Below are 17,323 nucleotides of genomic sequence, written 5' to 3'. Positions count from 1 at the left end.
TTAGGCGCAATCTTGATTTATATAATTATAGAGGGGAGAAATCTCTGTTAAGTAATCTGCTTTTTCTAACAGGGATTTTTTTTAAAAAGGTTAAGGATTTGGATAAAGGGAATAGGGAGGTACGTAATGTTTAGATTGGGTTATAGGTAATGATTAAGCGAGGTCCGTCCCTTAAAGGAATTGAGGAAGGATTAAGAGAATATAGTATGGATGGGTGTTCGAAGGGGAGTTGGGGTTTGTGAAAGAGATGATGAATTTTAGGTATGAGGATTATCCTTTTGAGTTGTTTTCGGTATCCCATGTGGCAGCTATTATTGTCTCGTTTGGATGTATGATCGGTTTGTATCTTATTAGAAATCACCTAAGCGGTAGAAGTAAGAGTGTGTTGAAATGGAATCTCGTGGTACTGCTGGTTTTGAGTGAAGCATTATTTCAAATTTGGTACTTTATCAATGATTATTGGGATGTAGCCATTAATTTGCCGCTTCAATTATGTTCCATCTCATTGTACCTTTGCATGATCATGCTCATTACGAAAAACTATAGAATCTATGAAATCAGTTTTTTTGCAAGTATGACTGGTGCTGTTATTGCCATCGTGACACCTGAGTTGTTTTTTGGTTTTCCCCATTTCCGTTATTTCCAATTTTTCATAGCGCATCTTGCAATTGTATTATCCTGTTTGTACATGACATGGATAGAGTGCTACACATTGACGTTCCGGTCTATGCTGAGGGCATTCATAGCTTTAAATCTAATCGCTGTCATCGTATTTATCCTGAACAAATTGGTAGGAGCAAATTATATGTTCCTTTCACATAAACCGTATAATGCAAGTCCCATAGATTATTTAGGGGAGTATCCCTGGTACCTCCTGTCACTTGAAGGAGTAGCCCTTATTTTATTCAGCCTCCTTTATTTACCATTCTATTTCTTAAGAAACAGAAAGAGTATAGATGAATTGTAAATATATGAAACTTTCCTTGGTATCAATCCGTCTATTAACATATAAGAAAAGTCAGGTGTGAATATGATGAGTAATAGTATGATCATAAGTATGATCATTTTGGTTTCTTATGGACTAGGAAGTTTAACAGGTGCTTATTATATAGTGAAAATGTTTACCGGTGAAGATATCCGTAAAATGGGGAGCGGGAATGTCGGTGCGACGAATGCAGGTAGGGCCATAGGGAAAAAGGGATTTCTGCTGACGCTGCTGGTTGATGCCGGAAAAGTGATTCTTGCACTAATGTTAACGGCCCAACTGGCAGAAGGTGAGATTTACTCTGTTCTCAGTTCTATTTTTCTCATGATCGGACATTTGTTTCCAATCCAACTTGGACTTCATGGCGGAAAGGGAGTAGTTGTTTATTTGGCATCTGCATTATTTCTCAATCCCTTTACAATTGGGATTTTCGCTATCACTATGGGAGTCTCATATATGATCTTGAAGAAATATACCATTGCCGGTTTTCTCTCAATGGCAACCATTCCGATTACGGCTTATGTGATTGAGGGTTCATTCACCATTTTTATCGGATTATTGTCACTTTTTGTGACGGTTCTGATGGTACATAAACGATAACAGAAGCAATCTTTCGATACATAGGAGGAACGAGAATGGAAAACCTTTCTCTTCAGTACAAAATTGCAAGTGAATCATGTGAGTTTCAACAAATTTATTCCCTGAATTATCAGACTTTTGTAGAAGAAATACCTCAGCACGAAGGAAATCCAGAACGCAAACTGATAGATAAATTTCACGATGAAAATACATATGTTATTGCTAAAGATGAAGGGGAAGTCGTGGGCATGATCGCGGTTCGTGCCAAGCGTCCCTTCTCTCTGGATTTAAAACTGGGAAATATTAATGAATATTTGCCGACTGGGGCTGTTCCTTGTGAAATTCGATTACTATCCGTAAAACAACCGTATAGAAGTACGAGAGTTTTTTATCAATTATGTGAGCGCTTAGTATCTTATTGTTTGGAGAAAGGATATACGATGGCTCTCATTTCAGGAACGGTCCGTCAGCTCAAGTTGTATAAACGAATAGGTTTTCAGCCTTTTGCCGATCTTGTGGGGGAGGAAGGGGCCAATTTTCAGCCCATGTATTTAACCCGTGAAAGCTTCGAAAATTCGACGAAAGCCTTTCAGAGATTAATGATTCGCAAAACAGAAAAATCAGTTCCGCTTTCTTTCCTTCCTGGTCCGGTTCCACTTCATGGAACGGTAGAAGAAGCTTTCAAAAGGGAACCTGATTCTCATAGAAGCAGCGTGTTTATTAACGAAATGGCAGAAGTAAGAAGATCATTATGCGAGATAACAAACGCAAACCATGCAAAAGTTGCAGTGGGAACGGGTACCCTATCTAATGACATGGTTGCAGCTCAGCTGAAATCCTTGTACGGAAGCGGCCTTATTCTGGCAAACGGAGAATTCGGGTACCGGTTGATTGACCATGCAAATAGGTTTGATTTATATTTTCATACATTCCAAAAAGATTGGAATGAAGCAATCTCATTAGGCGAAGTGGAAAGCTGCCTCAAGGAAAACAAAAACATAAAATGGCTTTGGACGGTACATTGTGAAACGTCGACCGGCTACTTATATGACCTGGACGGGCTACTTTCTCTGTGTAAAAGGTATGGAGTAGAACTATGCGTCGATGCTTGCAGTTCGGTTGGGACCATTCCAGTGAATTTTAAAGAAGTGTACTTTGCCACAACGGTCAGTGGGAAAGGATTAGGCTCTTATCCCGGCCTGGCAATTGTATTTCATCGGGATGAAATACAGCCCAGCACATCAATTCCAAGGTACTTGGATGTGGGAATGTACGAGGTGAATGGAAGCATCCCCTTCACCCACTCTTCTAATATGGTAAGGGCACTAAAGGAGGCACTGCACTTTCTTGACTATGAAATGCATGAAAAATTAGCTCAGAGAGTAAGGTGTGTGTTAACTCAGGGAGGATTTCAAATACTGGGGGATGAAAACTATTCTCCTGGAGTGATTACAATTGCTTTGGAGAGGGAACAGTGTAGTAGACAGTTTGGTGATGTGTTGAAAGATAAAGGGATTTTATTAAGCTACGAAAGTGACTATTTAGTTAAGAGAAATTGGGTGCAGGTTGCGCTCATGGGAAAACAAAACGATCGAAAGGTTTTGAAAGCAATGAAAATACTCAACAAAGAATATCAAAGCAATGTTGATTCCAGGGTCGTGAAATGAGTAGGATATCCCGTTTTATATCTCGCTTTAAGACATACAAATTAATTGGGTTTGCCATCCTAACCTTATGGTTAAAGACCGTATTAGTTTCTTTAATTGGATTCAATCTACATATCGAATCCCTCTTGGACTTATTACTCATCATATTCAATCCTCTTGGTTCGTTAATGCTATTAATCGGATCCAGTTTTTACTTCTCAAAGAAGATTAAACCCGCTATTGTCGTCATTGTAATGGGGATTGCAACAGGACTTTTATACGGTGATCTATTATATTTTCGATTTTACTCAGATTTTGTTACCGTTCCGATTTTATTTCAGTTTAAGAATGTGGGAGGGATTGGACCAAGTACATTTGAACTGATGAGTCCCTGGGATCTACTTTTAATTGTAGATTTCCTACTTGTCGGGTGGTTATTAAAGAAAAAGTGGCAGCCTACTTCTTCCATTAAGGTCTCAAGGAGGTGGAAGCTTTCATATATCGTGTTGAGTATGGTGCTGTTACTCATAACAGTGGGATTAGGACTGATGAAATCTCCATATTTATTCGCTGAATCCTATGACAGAGAGCAAATGGTCAAATCGGTGGGACCATATAATTATCATTTATACGATATTGGCGTTGAAGCTACGGTCCCATTCACCAAGATGCTTGCCAGTAAATCAGACACAGAAGCGTCCATAAAATATACACAATCCAAGAAACATAAAGAGTCAGATTTGTTCGGAATTGCCGAGGGGAAAAATGTTGTATTGATCAGTATGGAATCCACCCAAAATTTTGTCATCAATCAAGAGGTCAACGGAGAAGAAATCACACCTTTTTTAAATTCTTTAATCAAGGATAGTTACTATTTCAACCAAATTTATGATCAAACCGCACAAGGAAAGACGTCAGACTCTGAATTTATGATTGATACAGGGTTATATCCCTTGGCCAGTGGATCGGCATTTGTTCGCACACCGGATAACCGCTATAAAAGCATGCCTCATATTTTAAAAAAGAAAGAAGATTATTATGCCGCAGTTTTCCATGGGAATGATCGTACATTTTGGAATCGTGATGTGATGTACGAATCATTAGGATATGATCGCTACTTTTCGAAAAGAGACTTCAATGTATCTGAAGATAACTCGGTTAATTATGGATTAAAGGATATACCGTTCTTCGAACAATCTATTTCGTATCTTGAAAAATTGCCCCAACCATTTTATACACGTCTCATCATGCTGACGAATCACTTTCCCTTTCTATTAGAAGAAGAGGATAAACTTATCCCGGAGGCTTCGACAGGGGAGGATGTTGTCAACCGTTATGTTACCACGGTACGTTACGAGGATGAAGCGATTAAGACATTATTTAAGAACCTTAAAGCAAACGGAATGTATGAGAATACTGTATTTGTACTATATGGAGACCATTATGGTATCTCAGAAAAATATGAAAATGGAGTTTTCGAGCTTTTAGGACAGGAAGATACCCCAGTGAATCATGTGAAGCTCCAGCAGGTTCCCCTCATTATCCATGTCCCGGGTGAAAAGGGAAAAACGATTGAGACGATAGGGGGAGAAATCGATATTCGTCCAACCATACTTCACTTATTGGGGATTAAGATGAAAGATAATCTGTCATTTGGTCATAACCTGTTCACTAGAAAGGAAGATCATCCAGTCATTTTCAGGGATGGAGATTTTGTTACAGAAAGCTACGTTTTTAAAGACAATGTTTGCTATGATAAGAGTAATGAAACATCTGTTTCTGAGTCATTATGTGAACCTTTTAAAGAAACGGTAAGAAAAGAGTTAGGGATGTCGGATGATATCATCTATGGAGATTTGTTAAGGTTTTTGGAATAGCAGGAAGAAAACCCGACTCTAATTTAGAGTCGGGTTTTCTATTGGACATTTAGTTATTAATAATATTATTATGTAAACTATAATGCGTTCTTTATTTATTCCCGCTTTCTAAGAGGCCAAGTTTCTCTGTGCCATTTTCAGATTTCATTTCGTAGAATTGTCCATTAAAGCCAATCACTTCTATACTACGTTTGTGGCTAGGGTCATTCACGCTTATGTAGTGTCTATTTATACGTAATGTAAATAGTCCAGGAGAATAGGCTCCGTCGCCATCTGCAAGCTTAATCCTCTCAGTAATGTTCCCATTAGCACTTTCCAGTTCAATGATAGAGCAGTCTTTATTGCAGTCAATATTGTGTTCTTCTTGCAGCCAAATGGCGAAATCTTTTTCTGTCGGCTTATTTAGAATGGTTATGGTGCAAAGTGTTACGATCAGACCTATTAGAAATAGGGATGTCCATCTTTTGCTCATTGCATTTAGCCTCCCACCAGGTTGAAGAGCCCTGGAAAATCTTGATAAAGTAAGTGTATCATAGATTAAGAGAGAGGAGATTATTTCAAGAAAAAAGCCCAGGATAAAAATACCCTAAGCTTTTGGTGTTGATGATTGTTTGGTTGTGAGAGGTAGACGAATTTTCACGACAGTACCCTTATTCAACTCACTTTCGTATTCAATCATTCCACCCATTTCACGAATGATTTTATTCGTCACCATGCTGCCAAGGCCGGTGCCCTTTGTTTTCGTTGTGTAAAAGGGTAAACCGATCTTTTTTAATTCATCCCCAGTCATTCCTTTTCCAGTGTCTGAAATAGTCATCAACACATTGTCTCTCGAAGAGTCCTCCTTTAAAGAAATGTTGATTTCCCCATGGTCCTCGATCGATTCGATTCCGTTCTTAATGACATTCATGATCGCTTGCTTCATATGATGCTCATCACCCTTAATATAATAGGTGTCATTTTGGTGGAAAAGTATCGATGTATTCGAATAGGAGGCAAATGGTCTTAGTAAATCCACACAGTCCTGAACCACCATTTCCAGGTTCAGGGTAGACAGCTGAAATTCACTTGGTCTTGCTACGCTAAGGTAGTCTGTGATGATTTTATTCGTTCGATCTAATTCATTCAGAATAAGAGGGGAGTACCTTTTAAACCGTTCATCCTCAGAGTCCTCGCTTAGATGCTGTATGAATCCTCTTACAGTTGCAAGAGGATTGCGAATCTCGTGTGCAATAGAAGCCGCCATCTGTCCCACCATATTCAATTTATCGAGATACACCATTTCTTCGATCTGTTTATTCGTTTGGATCAAATGTTCAATAATGAACACAAGAGCCACAAAAGTAAAATAGAAAACAGTGAAATAAATAAAATAAAACGGCAAATGGAGAATAGGAATATAGTTGTTGATAATCGTAATGTAAAACAATGAATGAACCAGGAAGATGATTGTACTTCCCATTAATTTATATTGTGTCTTTAATAACATCTTACGAAAGAGAATACCTATTACAAACGCCAGCACGGAGACAGTTATTCCAACCATAACATATGGACCACCTATTAAGTGGCGAAAGATGATCACGCATCCTAAAACGATAGATCCTGATAATAATCCGGCGTAGATTGTCGCAATTAATATGGCGATCATGCGTAAGTCAAAATGAGTTTCTCCCAGGGTTTCAATCGGATAGAGCATACACAATAAAGCCCCAAAGGATGCGATAAGGCCATAAGTGATTTTATGTTTAAAATGTGGAACTTGTTTTTCTTTAAATGGAAATAAAACGTTAGCATTATACGTAAAAGAAAACAAAATTGTAATATTGACCAACAGGGTTTTGATTAATGTAATCAAAGAAAAGCCTCCAAAACCTAATTTACCTGGAAACAGAAAACTGTTCCAGCCTATCCAAAATATGAATATACAAGTATTAAAAATACTTCATTTTCCCGTTTGAGTCAAATCTTACAATTAATTGAGGGACGGACCTTGAAGTTATAACTAGAAAATCGTTAAATACCTTGATTACCATGATAAAAACAAGATTTATTTGTTCCAATGAAGTTATATGGTGTTTCATTAGAGGTCCGTCCCTCTCTCTTAGCAGGTATTTTGACGGTGATAATAGAATATATAAGTTATACAAGTCGGTTTTTATGGGTTTTCTGGAAATAGGTTTGGTGTATATTACATAGATCATTTTAGTTCCAATGAGATGAGTTCAGTAGTTGACGCGGGGTGTTTATCTTAGGAGGAGGAATGAAGATGATTGAAGGACAGGTAATAAATCCATTGCAGCAAGTGAAAATAAAGCATAAGAAGATTCCCCTTAAAGAGGTTGTGAAAAGAGCTGTCCTCATTACCATCGGGGCTGTGATCATGGCGGTTGGTCTTGAAATATTCCTGGTCCCGAATCAGGTCATCGATGGGGGGATCGTTGGCGTCTCGATTATGCTCTCCCATATTACCGGCGTTAAGCTTGGTCTTTTCATCTTTATTCTCAATATCCCCTTTTTCTTCATCGGGTATAAACAAATCGGTAAAACCTTCGCATTCTCTACACTTTACGGCATTATCATACTATCGATTTCAACCACTTTTCTTCATCCGGTAGCTGCCTTCACACAAGACATTCTTCTAGCTTCTTTATTCGGCGGGATTGTTCTTGGAATAGGTGTGGGTATGGTCATTCGTTACGGTGGATCTCTTGACGGTACGGAAATCCTTGCTATTCTATCAAGTAAAAAGCTCCCATTTTCTGTCGGTGAAATTATTATGTTTGTCAATCTGTTCATTTTGGCTTCCGCCGGATTTGTGTTTAGTTGGGATAGAGCCATGTATTCACTTCTTGCCTATTACGTAGCTTTTAAAATGATTGATATTACCATTAAAGGACTTGATGAATCCAAATCTGTTTGGATCATAAGTGAAAATTATAAAGAAATTGGTGATGCCCTCTTACATAGACTGGGGAGGGGAGTGACCTATTTGAAGGGGGAAGGAGCCTTCTCAGGAGATGATAAAAAAGTGATATTCTGCGTCATCACACGTCTGGAGGAAGCGAAACTTAAAGACATTGTCGCAGAACATGATCCATCCGCTTTTCTAGCCATTGCTGATATAGCAGAGGTAAGGGGAGGGAGGTTCAAGAAGAAAGATATTCATTAGGCAGAAGCACAGTATAGGGAAACCCCTTGACTGTGCTTTTTTTGATTTGACTTAAATAATTGATTTTAGACTCCTTTCGTCAGTCAAATGATTCATTGGAAGTGTTCTGTTTAATAGCTTACAATTCCTTATTGTCGTCCAGTGTCGGTTATAGTATGATAAGCTAGATTATCGCTGGACGGGAGGGGAAGAGTGTGAAGAAAGTCATGTTGCTTGTGCTATTTTGCTGTTTTGGAATTTTCCAGCAAATAAACGATATTCAGGTTCATAGGGGAGGAGAAGTCATTCAGGATCAAGCCCAGATTGCCTATCTTGAGGATGATTCTTTCTCATTGAACCCGACTTTAGTGACGAAGAAAGTAGAAGATAAAAGTAGATTTCCTTTTAAAAGAATTCTGCCCCTGATTCCTCCCATTTTTTTCAATGAGCGACTCTTTTCCCATTGTAGTGGGGATTCAACCGGTTTTGAAGTCATCGTGAAATATCACTCCAACTATCTTTCATGACTGCTTTATTCACAGTATGATTAAACGATAGAGGAGAAATGATAAATGGACGTCATCATGTTAATAAAAGCATTCATCTTAGGCTTGGTCGAGGGGTTAACGGAATTTGCCCCTGTATCTTCCACTGGCCATATGATAGTAGTAGACGATTTATGGATAAAATCAAAAGAAGTATTGGGTAAATATCCAGCAAATACGTTCAAAGTTGTGATCCAACTAGGCTCAATTTTAGCGGTTGTCATTGTATTTAGAGAGAGATTTAAAGATTTACTCGGATTTAATCAACGTACTGCAAGTAAAACATCCAGTTTAAAATTAACCCACATACTGGCAGGATTGATCCCCGCAGTGATCCTGGGCTTGTTATTTGAGGATTATATCGATGAGCATCTTTTTTCGCTTAATACAGTGCTGGCTGGCTTAACGATCGGTGCTTTCCTCATGATTGCAGCGGATTTATTTCGCCCCAAAAGCGTCACAGTGGAAAATGTTGATCAGATAACACATAAAAAAGCGATGCTGATCGGGCTTATTCAATGCTTATCATTATGGCCAGGATTTTCACGGTCAGGATCCACCATCTCTGGAGGAGTTTTACTTGGATTAAGCTACCGGGCTGCGTCGAATTTCACATTCATTATGGCGGTTCCGATCATGCTGGGAGCAAGTTCCCTTTCTCTAATGAAGAACTGGATGTACTTCACCCCTGAATTTCTACCGTTTTTATTGGTTGGATTTCTAAGTGCATTTCTATTCGCTTATCTGTCAATTCACTTTTTTCTTAAAGTAATCAATAAGATCAGGTTAATTCCTTTTGCCATTTATCGACTGGTTCTGGTCGCGATAATATTTCTTGTTTTTTACTAAAATTACTCTTGACAGTTAGAAAATACTACCATATAATTTCAATAACAATTTTATTCTAAATTGAATATACTATACGAAAGCAAAGATGAGGACATGATTCATTCTGTTTTTTTCTTGATCAGAGAGCAGGGTCACCGGCTGAGAGCCCTGAAGAGAAAGGAATGACTTACCACCTCGGAGCTATTATGGTGAAATGTCAGTATCCATAATCGGGAAAACCGTTATCTTACTTAAGCGAAGAGTACTATTTTTACACTTCTGAATTAGGGTGGAACCACGACCGCACTCGTCCCTTGGTTAGGGATGGGTGCGGTTTTTTTATTAATTGAATAAAAAGTGATGAAGAGGACACGAATCATTTACTGCTTTTCTTACCAGAGAACAGGGTCACATGGCTGAGAGCCCTGAAGAAAAGGAATTGATTTACCACCTTGGAGCTATTATGGTGAAATGTCAGTATCCATAATCGGGAAAACCGTTATCAACTTTGAGCGGAGGGCTTTTGTTCAGCACTTCGGAATTAGGGTGGTACCACGACCGCATTCGTCCCTTGACAGGGATGAATGCGGTTTTTTATATAAAAAATGATTAGGAGGAGACAAAATGTCAATTCAATCTGAAGTGGAAAAACGTAATCACAGGAAATTAGGTCAGGAGCTGGAGCTTTTTGTATCGATGGAGGAAGCACCAGGGATGCCCTTTTATTTACCGAAAGGGATGCTATTACGTAATGAGTTGGAAGACTTTTGGAAGAAGGAGCATCGGAAAGCAGGATACCAGGAGATTAGGACTCCCATCATGATGAAGCAGGAGCTATGGGAAAAGTCAGGGCACTGGGATCATTACCATGAGAATATGTATTTCTCAGAGGTAGATGATCAGAAATATGCAATCAAGCCAATGAGTTGCCCAGGGGCAGTCTTGATCTATAAAAGTAAGAGAAGAAGTTATCGTGAATTACCCCTTCGATACGGTGAACTGGGATTGGTTCATCGACATGAGCTATCGGGTTCATTAAGCGGATTATTGAGAGTCCGCTCCTTCACTCAGGATGACGCTCATCTATTTGTAAGGGAAGATCAAATCCGGTCGGAGCTTCATAAAGTATTGGATCTTATCGATCTTTTCTATAGTAAATTCGGGTTTGACTATAAGGTTGAGCTTTCGACTCGTCCGGAAGATTTTATGGGCTCCGTTGCATTATGGGATCAAGCTGAAGGAGATTTGGAAGGTGTGTTGAAAGAGAGAGGAGTCAATTATCATGTTAATAAAGGAGACGGTGCTTTCTATGGGCCCAAAATTGATTTTCATATATTGGACGTCATTGGTCGAAGCTGGCAATGTGGAACAGTTCAACTTGATTTTCAAATGCCTGAAAAATTTGAGTGTGAATATATTGGAGAAGACAATGGAACAGCCAGACCGATTATGATTCATCGAGCGATATACGGTTCGATCGAACGCTTTATGGCAATCATCATTGAACATTTCGGAGGAGACTTTCCCCTTTGGTTAGCTCCACACCAGGTCAAAATCCTTCCAATCTCCGACGCGCATGTCCAATATGCTCAAGCTGTGAAGTCTCAATTAGAAAAAGAAGGGTTTAGGGTGGAAATCGATGATCGTGTAGAAAAAGTCGGTATGAAAATCAGAGAAGCAGAGATGCAAAAAGTTCCTTATATGATGGTAATTGGAGATAAGGAGGTCGAGGGTGATTCTATTTCGTTACGTAAGAGGAAGGAAGGAAACGTCGGCATGTTGAAGATAGGAGATGCTTTATTGAAGTTACAAGAAGAGATAAATGGCTCGGATAAAGAGTCGAACTAAGCGTTATAAATCCACTTGACCTTTTCCTGAATTTTCTTTACACTTGGAGGAGGAAAATTCTGAATATGAGAGGGGGAGAAGGAATGCAACTATATTATCAATCATGTTTAGCCATTTCTTCCCCTATAAAAAGAGCTAAAAGGGTATTATCCATTACCTTTTTAGTTCTTTTTTTATGTCCAGGGGAGGAAAAAAGATGAAATATAAGCGTGTATTAATTAAATTAAGTGGTGGGGCATTGGCTGATAAGGAAGGAAATAATTTTGGTGCAGAAGAACTTGAACACATTGCAGGAGAAATCATGTCCATCGTCAATATGGGGATTGAAGTCTCCTTGGTGGTAGGTGGTGGCAATATATTTCGAGGCAGTCTTGCAGATACATGGGGAATAGACCGGGTAGAAGCAGATAGTATTGGAACCCTTGGAACCATCATCAACAGTTTGATGCTTAGAGGGGTGTTGAAAAGCAAAACCGACAAAGAAGTTCGAGTGATGACTTCAATTCCAGTTTCAACGTTAGCTGAACCTTATATTCGACTTCGCGCCGTTCATCATCTTGAAAAAGGATATATTGTCATATTCGGTGGAGGGAATGGTCAACCTTTCGTTACCACGGATTATCCCAGCGTTCAGCGAGCCATTGAAACGAATTGTGAAGCCATCCTGGTAGCCAAGCAAGGGGTCAATGGTGTTTTTACAAGTGACCCTAAACGGGATAAAAAGGCCAAGATGTACCATAACCTAAATTATGATGACGTTGTAACGAATAATATTAAAGTCATGGATCAATCAGCTCTGCTGTTAGCAAGGGACTATAAACTTCCTGTTCACATTTTTAATTTTGATCAGGCAGGAATCATGGAGGAAATATGCTCAGGTCAGAAGCGGGGAACACTAATTAATCATGAAGAGACGAGACTATGATAATGGGCATTTTATTTACTTAAACTTAGATGGGAGGAGCAAAGTATAATGGAGATCGGAATTTATAACAAATATGATCCGTATAAGATAGATGAGATACGTGAAGTGTACCAGTCAGCAGGTTGGTTGAAGCATTCAAATGAAGTAATTGCCAAGGTTTTTCAAAGAAGTGATATAGTCACTTTCGCTATAAGTGATGGTAGGATCATTGGAGTTGGAAGAGCCCTAACGGATGGTGTATTCAATGCAGCAATATATGATGTGGTCGTTCATCTAGAGTATCAAAAAATTGGAATTGGCAGTCTCATCATGAGTGACCTTTTAGAGCAGTTAAAAGATGTTTCCTGCGTTCAATTAATCTCCACAACCGGTAATGAAGAGTTTTATAGAAAACATGGAATGAAGAAACTGAAAACGGGTATGGCTAGATATTTGAATTCAAGTTTGACGGGCGAGTATTTGGATTAAGAAGCATTGAAAAAGAGAGACAGCCACGAGTGACCGTCTCTTTTGTTTACACCATTTCCTTATAGAGCTTTTCATACTGAATCGCCACATCGAAGTCCAAATCCGTAAGGCCATTTTCACTCCATGAAGTCAACTCTACTATAACCAATTTGTATTGAATCGTTATAAATGGATGGTGATTCACTTCCTCGGCTGCCTCTGCCAGCTTGTTGACAAACCGTATTCCTTCAAGGTAATCCTTGAACCGATAGCGCCGTTCAATCCATTTCTCTTCTTTAATGCGCCATTTCTCAAGAGTTTTAAGTTTTTGAGAAACGGCAGCTTCACTTAACTTCTTCATACCATAACTCCTTTCCTTCCATATATGACATCAAGACCATTTTGAATGAGACGTGCAAACCGATCCTGCTTACTTAATATATATAAGTCTTTCAGAAGCTCTTCCTTTAACTGAGATTCCGGCTCGTGAATCTGCAATAGTTCAATCATTTCAAGTCTAAGCAGCCACTCTTCAGGGAAATCCTCTTTCAGCCTGCCTACTATACTATGAATAAGATCTATGGAAAAGGCTACTTCTCTCAGTTCTCTGACCTCTCTAAAGAGGCTGTCCAATGGTGTAAGATCACGGGGTTTGCCATCCTCTTCCTCAATGAGTGGGGTGTGTCCGAAGAAAGCATCATAATCTGCCGCATGTGGACGCGCTGAAACGATTTCACTGCCTACTGCCAAATCGTAAGTTCCCCATGAAGGGTGGAATAAAACGTGTTCACCCAAAGTCACCATACATTCATCAATTGATATGAGAACAAGATGATGATGGTGAAAGACGAGATTCGTCACATGTCCAGAGACTTCAATCCCACCATCAAATGTGATTTGCATCATTTTATTCATCTCAATGCCAAGCTTCCTTAAATCCGCTTCGGTCTGGTCCTCAAGAATGGTACCATCCTCAAGGATACCAATAGGTGCACCGAAGCCATCAACGTGATGGTCTGTCCCGTGATCATCCAGTTGCTCGTTTTGGATGGAAAGTGAAGTAGGTCCTACGGTTTTGACGTAGATAGCTTCACCATGCTCATTTTTTATTACTTCTCTGAAGATGCCGGTGACTTGTAATCCTGAATTGTATTCGATATGAGCAAGTTGATTAGAATGAATCGCTTTATCTATAGCTTCTGTTCCACCTTTACGGAAAGCCATGGTCTCTCCGAATTTCTCGACGTCTTCAATGAGTTGATCGAAACTTTCACAAACAAATAATTGAGTTTGCATAGAGGTAACATCATAGCTGGTATGGATGGCGTCTTCGATGGAGAACGGCCTTTTGATCACTTCACTTGATAAACAGTGCTTGCTTTCTCCAACCGATGAAAGCAGTCCTGCTCCGAAAATCTTCGGTTGGTGAAAATCACCGATTAAACCGAATTCCACAGTCCACCAAAAGATTCGTGAAATTTGTTCTGCTTCAGAAAGACCGAAAACGGCCTCTTGCTTTTCAATTAACACCTGCTTTGCAACTTCCATTTCTTTCTCACTGGAGCATGGATCCTCCATCACAATGGATAAATGCCTGGTTGCTTCAAATACTTCGTGTTCTTCTTCAGTGGCAAAAGCGTTTGCTCCGATATTGCCGATTATCTTTACAAATCGGGAATAGGTTTCATCAAACAAAATGGGAGCGTGTCCGGCTGCTTCATGCAATATATCAGGAGCAGGGGTGTATTCGATATTCGATTTTTGACGAATATCCGTCGCTATTGGAAGAATTCCGTGAGCCTGGAAATCAAAGAACGCTGTACCAGGGATCAAACCGTCTACAATTGCAGCCCCCCAGCCAATTTTCGCTAAGTGCCGGTTCATATCACTTACCTTAGGAATTTCGTGTATGTTAATACCGGAGGCTTTTAATCCTTCAGTGAAAGCTTCATGAGCGGTATCTTCAAGAAAGTGATGATTCTGTCTCATCACATAACGCCACACGGCATGATCGATAGGGGTGTATAAATGATAATGCTGTTCAGCTACAAATTGGCGTAAATGACTTGGAATGGTTTGGTTCATAATAAACTCTCCTTATTTCAAGATGTTGTTTAGTGCTTAAACGCTTTTATGCGTGAAAGTAGATGCATACAAAAAATCCCTGCTGAATAAATCAGCAGGGACGAAAAAGATCGCGGTACCACCCTTGTTGTAAGCAAATTGCCTACCACTCGAATTGATAACGGACAATAACCGTCTTGTTCCACTACAGAACAAGAAGCTCAAGAAACGTAATTCATGATTTTCCTATGTACCAGTTCCCAGCACCACTAGCTCTCTATAACAGGGAGGAGATCACTACTTCAAATCCATCAAAGCTCTTCACAAATATGTATGATCAAGATGCTTTATATCTTAAACGCTTTTAAGCGTTAAAGTCAAGGGGGTTTTTACGTATATATGATGTTTATTTAAGAATCAATAAAGGTGTTGGTAATTTCAATTAAAGGAAAATGTCAGATATAAAACTGAAGGTAACGTGCTTAAAAATAGCCCCTAAGATAAAAAACGCCAGGAAAACCTGGCGCTATTAGTTATAAAATTTGTGTTTTTTCCTGGTGATCCTGAATTTTCATCTGTTCTAATTCCAGTCTCATTTTCTGGGTTTCAATCACAAAATTTTCGTGTTTCAGTTTTTCCAGTTCGAGTTGGTCTTCTATCATTTTTTGTTTTAACTTGGATTGTTTTTGGAAATGGTCCGTTATGATTCCGAGGATGGGTATTGAAAAGATCATGATAACAGCAATGGTTCCAGTCATGACAATCCTCCTTTTTCTCCTAATCGTATTCGTTACTTAATAGTTAAATTATAACAAAACACGAGGTGGATTAGTATATAGTGTGGTAATGTTAAGATAGAATCTTCTTAGAAGAATATACGAATAAAAACATAAAAGAGTTTCATGTTTTCTAAATAAAGAGGAGAGTTTCAGTAACAATTATTTTTCGCGGAGAATATTTGGACAAAGACAAAGTGGAATAAACTATAAGTTCCACTTCTTATGCACATACATAAGCATCGTCTCCCGGTATTTTCTAAAAATGGAATTGATGATGAAGTACGTGAGGATGCCGAAAATGGGGAGATTGATGAACATGCCTATAAAAAATGCTTTCCCCAATTGCAGCCCTACATCTACTGCTTCACTGGAGTTGTTTATTGACGGATCGATAACATCAATGGGGTAGAAGAGATATCCTACAACAAGATTCAAGTAGAAGAAAAAAGGGAAAGCCCAAATCAAGGAAATCCCTCCTACTAATCCAGCGAATGAGTTCCCTTTAAACACCTTTGCAACTGCTGTGGAAATGAATGGACCTATGCCAAAAGAGGGAACGAAGTTGATTAATAATCCAACCGTGAATCCTAATGCAATACTATGGGTGTTATCTTTAAGACGCAATAGTTTAAGAGTGAGACATTTACATTCACGAAGCTTCTTTCTAATCATGAGATCAACACCAATTATCGTTTACTTTCATACTCAATAAATAGTATGGTCAACTTTCTGGTTTCTAAATATAAAATTTTAAAAGCTTTTTAGAAGTTTTTTCACAACATTTCTTTAAGAAAATCTGTAACATGGTATCCTAGAAGTAATAGAATTTTTGGTAGAGTGAGGATAAAAGATGAAACTAACGAAAAAAATACCCAATATGGTCACGTTGGGAAATCTGTATTGCGGTTTCTTATCAATTGGGTTTGCCGCTAGCGGACAATTTAAAAACGCAGCGATACTCATTATTATTGGTATGATGCTTGATAGCATGGACGGCAGGCTGGCGAGGATGCTGCAAGCGGATAGTGTATTAGGAAAGGAATTGGATTCATTAGCCGATATTGTCACGTTCGGAGTCGCACCTTCCTTCCTTGTGTATTATACATATTTCTTTCAATTTGGATTATTAGGGTTTATCGTGGCAGGGTTATTTCCATTATTCGGAGCATATCGCCTGGCAAGATTCAATACCAGTCCGCCGAAGTCGTCTCTTCATTATTTCGTGGGGGTGCCGATTACGGCAGCAGGTGGGATCCTGGCGATCCTCACCCTGTTCGGAGACTTTATTCCGAATATCGTGACAACGGTCATTTTTACAGCAATGTGCTTTCTCATGGTGAGCCGTATACGTATCCCGAGCCTCAAGGAAGTGCCTTTACCCAAATATGGAACGATTGTGACGCTCTTCATTGGAGCATTACTATTCGTCATATATAAGGGTACATATGAAGAGTTTCCCTATTTAATTTACATTGCTACACCCCTGTATATCGCGTATCTTGCGTATCGATTTATAAAAAGATAAAAGTAAAAATGATCCAGGCACTCATTCGCCTGGATCATTTTTTATCTCCACTATGCAAATCCAATACCTAAAACTCTTACTATCAAAAAGCCAAGGAGCAGATCCCTACTCAGTTAACTTAATG

The 17,323-nt window shown here is 39.1% G+C and carries 17 protein-coding genes and 3 other annotated features; of the genes, 11 read left to right on the top strand and 6 right to left on the bottom strand.

All coding sequences use genetic code 11. The features are described from left to right. Positions 1-247 precede the first annotated feature (247 nt). From TV75_RS03370 to TV75_RS03355, 4 genes are all read left to right on the top strand, one after another. Complete coding sequence (locus TV75_RS03370) at positions 248-967, top strand: YwaF family protein (protein WP_044337994.1); 720 nt, start codon at positions 248-250, stop codon at positions 965-967. Positions 968-1,033: 66 nt separating this feature from the next. Beyond that, the gene (locus tag TV75_RS03365) at positions 1,034-1,585 is read left to right on the top strand and encodes a glycerol-3-phosphate acyltransferase (protein ID WP_253275464.1); all 552 of its coding nucleotides are present in this window, start codon (positions 1,034-1,036) and stop codon (positions 1,583-1,585) included. Positions 1,586-1,620: 35 nt separating this feature from the next. After that, positions 1,621-3,231 (top strand): aminotransferase class V-fold PLP-dependent enzyme, encoded by a 1,611-nt coding sequence (locus TV75_RS03360; RefSeq protein ID WP_044337243.1) that lies wholly within the window; start codon positions 1,621-1,623, stop codon positions 3,229-3,231. After that, a complete protein-coding gene (locus TV75_RS03355; protein ID WP_044337242.1) occupies positions 3,228-5,087 on the top strand; it encodes an LTA synthase family protein in 1,860 nt (619 codons plus the stop codon). Before TV75_RS03360 ends, TV75_RS03355 begins: the two co-directional genes overlap by 4 nt. 91 nt (positions 5,088-5,178) lie before the next feature. Here TV75_RS03355 and TV75_RS03350 read toward each other — a convergent pair whose 3' ends face one another. Then, positions 5,179-5,559 (bottom strand): hypothetical protein, encoded by a 381-nt coding sequence (locus TV75_RS03350; RefSeq protein ID WP_044337241.1) that lies wholly within the window; start codon positions 5,557-5,559, stop codon positions 5,179-5,181. 114 nt (positions 5,560-5,673) lie between these two features. After that, positions 5,674-6,945: an ATP-binding protein gene (locus tag TV75_RS03345; RefSeq protein WP_044337240.1), complete on the bottom strand. Its 1,272-nt coding sequence runs from the start codon at positions 6,943-6,945 to the stop codon at positions 5,674-5,676. Positions 6,946-7,356: 411 nt separating this feature from the next. Between TV75_RS03345 and TV75_RS03340 the strand changes: the two genes are divergently transcribed. The 6 genes from TV75_RS03340 to TV75_RS03315 all read left to right on the top strand — a co-directional run bounded on the left by TV75_RS03340 (position 7,357) and on the right by TV75_RS03315 (position 12,852). Beyond that, positions 7,357-8,259, top strand: coding sequence for a YitT family protein (locus TV75_RS03340; protein ID WP_044337239.1), 903 nt, complete (start codon positions 7,357-7,359; stop codon positions 8,257-8,259). A 194-nt stretch (positions 8,260-8,453) separates the two neighbouring features. Next, positions 8,454-8,765, top strand: a complete 312-nt coding sequence (locus TV75_RS03335; RefSeq protein WP_044337238.1) for a hypothetical protein — start codon at positions 8,454-8,456, stop codon at positions 8,763-8,765. 45 nt (positions 8,766-8,810) lie between these two features. Next, positions 8,811-9,632, top strand: a complete 822-nt coding sequence (locus tag TV75_RS03330; protein WP_044337237.1) for an undecaprenyl-diphosphate phosphatase — start codon at positions 8,811-8,813, stop codon at positions 9,630-9,632. A 73-nt stretch (positions 9,633-9,705) separates the two neighbouring features. Beyond that, positions 9,706-9,929, top strand: a binding site (T-box leader). Between the two features lie 33 nt (positions 9,930-9,962). Next, positions 9,963-10,186 (top strand) — a binding site (T-box leader). A gap of 49 nt (positions 10,187-10,235) precedes the next feature. Continuing rightward, positions 10,236-11,459 carry a threonine--tRNA ligase gene (gene thrS, locus TV75_RS03325; protein ID WP_052504412.1) on the top strand — a complete coding sequence of 408 codons (1,224 nt, stop codon included), beginning with the start codon at positions 10,236-10,238 and terminating at the stop codon, positions 11,457-11,459. Between the two features lie 196 nt (positions 11,460-11,655). Then, entirely contained in the window at positions 11,656-12,384 is a 729-nt protein-coding gene (pyrH, locus tag TV75_RS03320; protein ID WP_044337236.1) for a UMP kinase, read from the top strand. 48 nt (positions 12,385-12,432) lie between these two features. After that, entirely contained in the window at positions 12,433-12,852 is a 420-nt protein-coding gene (locus tag TV75_RS03315; protein ID WP_044337235.1) for a GNAT family N-acetyltransferase, read from the top strand. A gap of 46 nt (positions 12,853-12,898) precedes the next feature. Here TV75_RS03315 and TV75_RS03310 read toward each other — a convergent pair whose 3' ends face one another. The 4 genes from TV75_RS03310 to TV75_RS03295 all read right to left on the bottom strand — a co-directional run bounded on the left by TV75_RS03310 (position 12,899) and on the right by TV75_RS03295 (position 16,346). Beyond that, on the bottom strand, positions 12,899-13,192 hold the full coding sequence (locus TV75_RS03310) for a 4a-hydroxytetrahydrobiopterin dehydratase (RefSeq protein WP_044337234.1): 294 nt from the start codon (positions 13,190-13,192) through the stop codon (positions 12,899-12,901). Continuing rightward, positions 13,189-14,916, bottom strand: coding sequence for an aromatic amino acid hydroxylase (locus TV75_RS03305; protein ID WP_044337233.1), 1,728 nt, complete (start codon positions 14,914-14,916; stop codon positions 13,189-13,191). Before TV75_RS03305 ends, TV75_RS03310 begins: the two co-directional genes overlap by 4 nt. 93 nt (positions 14,917-15,009) lie before the next feature. Beyond that, positions 15,010-15,219: a binding site (T-box leader), on the bottom strand. A gap of 209 nt (positions 15,220-15,428) precedes the next feature. Next, positions 15,429-15,653, bottom strand: coding sequence for a hypothetical protein (locus tag TV75_RS03300; RefSeq protein WP_044337232.1), 225 nt, complete (start codon positions 15,651-15,653; stop codon positions 15,429-15,431). A gap of 225 nt (positions 15,654-15,878) precedes the next feature. Then, positions 15,879-16,346 carry a DUF2062 domain-containing protein gene (locus TV75_RS03295; protein ID WP_044337231.1) on the bottom strand — a complete coding sequence of 156 codons (468 nt, stop codon included), beginning with the start codon at positions 16,344-16,346 and terminating at the stop codon, positions 15,879-15,881. 178 nt (positions 16,347-16,524) lie between these two features. Here TV75_RS03295 and pssA point away from each other — a divergent pair, with 178 nt between their 5' ends. After that, positions 16,525-17,199 carry a CDP-diacylglycerol--serine O-phosphatidyltransferase gene (gene pssA, locus TV75_RS03290; protein ID WP_044337230.1) on the top strand — a complete coding sequence of 225 codons (675 nt, stop codon included), beginning with the start codon at positions 16,525-16,527 and terminating at the stop codon, positions 17,197-17,199. The last annotated feature ends 124 nt before the right edge of the window (positions 17,200-17,323 follow it).

The sequence above is a fragment of the Rossellomorea aquimaris genome, from assembly GCF_000935355.1.
Lineage (GTDB): Bacteria > Bacillota > Bacilli > Bacillales > Bacillaceae_B > Rossellomorea > Rossellomorea aquimaris_B.
The sequence above is the reverse complement of the archived record's forward strand: the minus strand, read 5'-3'. Positions and strand labels throughout refer to the sequence as shown.

What these genes read in the sequence shown, in the direction of transcription:
- TV75_RS03300 (WP_044337232.1), bottom strand. Translation starts at nt 15,653, where the DNA reads ATGACTGGAACCATTGCTGTTATCATGATCTTTTCAATACCCATCCTC.
- TV75_RS03315 (WP_044337235.1), top strand. Translation starts at nt 12,433, where the DNA reads ATGGAGATCGGAATTTATAACAAATATGATCCGTATAAGATAGATGAG.
- TV75_RS03355 (WP_044337242.1), top strand. Translation starts at nt 3,228, where the DNA reads ATGAGTAGGATATCCCGTTTTATATCTCGCTTTAAGACATACAAATTA.
- TV75_RS03365 (WP_253275464.1), top strand. Translation starts at nt 1,034, where the DNA reads ATGAGTAATAGTATGATCATAAGTATGATCATTTTGGTTTCTTATGGA.
- pssA (WP_044337230.1), top strand. Translation starts at nt 16,525, where the DNA reads ATGAAACTAACGAAAAAAATACCCAATATGGTCACGTTGGGAAATCTG.
- thrS (WP_052504412.1), top strand. Translation starts at nt 10,236, where the DNA reads ATGTCAATTCAATCTGAAGTGGAAAAACGTAATCACAGGAAATTAGGT.
- TV75_RS03330 (WP_044337237.1), top strand. Translation starts at nt 8,811, where the DNA reads ATGGACGTCATCATGTTAATAAAAGCATTCATCTTAGGCTTGGTCGAG.
- pyrH (WP_044337236.1), top strand. Translation starts at nt 11,656, where the DNA reads ATGAAATATAAGCGTGTATTAATTAAATTAAGTGGTGGGGCATTGGCT.
- TV75_RS03340 (WP_044337239.1), top strand. Translation starts at nt 7,357, where the DNA reads ATGATTGAAGGACAGGTAATAAATCCATTGCAGCAAGTGAAAATAAAG.
- TV75_RS03310 (WP_044337234.1), bottom strand. Translation starts at nt 13,192, where the DNA reads ATGAAGAAGTTAAGTGAAGCTGCCGTTTCTCAAAAACTTAAAACTCTT.
- TV75_RS03360 (WP_044337243.1), top strand. Translation starts at nt 1,621, where the DNA reads ATGGAAAACCTTTCTCTTCAGTACAAAATTGCAAGTGAATCATGTGAG.
- TV75_RS03370 (WP_044337994.1), top strand. Translation starts at nt 248, where the DNA reads ATGATGAATTTTAGGTATGAGGATTATCCTTTTGAGTTGTTTTCGGTA.
- TV75_RS03305 (WP_044337233.1), bottom strand. Translation starts at nt 14,916, where the DNA reads ATGAACCAAACCATTCCAAGTCATTTACGCCAATTTGTAGCTGAACAG.
- TV75_RS03295 (WP_044337231.1), bottom strand. Translation starts at nt 16,346, where the DNA reads ATGATTAGAAAGAAGCTTCGTGAATGTAAATGTCTCACTCTTAAACTA.
- TV75_RS03350 (WP_044337241.1), bottom strand. Translation starts at nt 5,559, where the DNA reads ATGAGCAAAAGATGGACATCCCTATTTCTAATAGGTCTGATCGTAACA.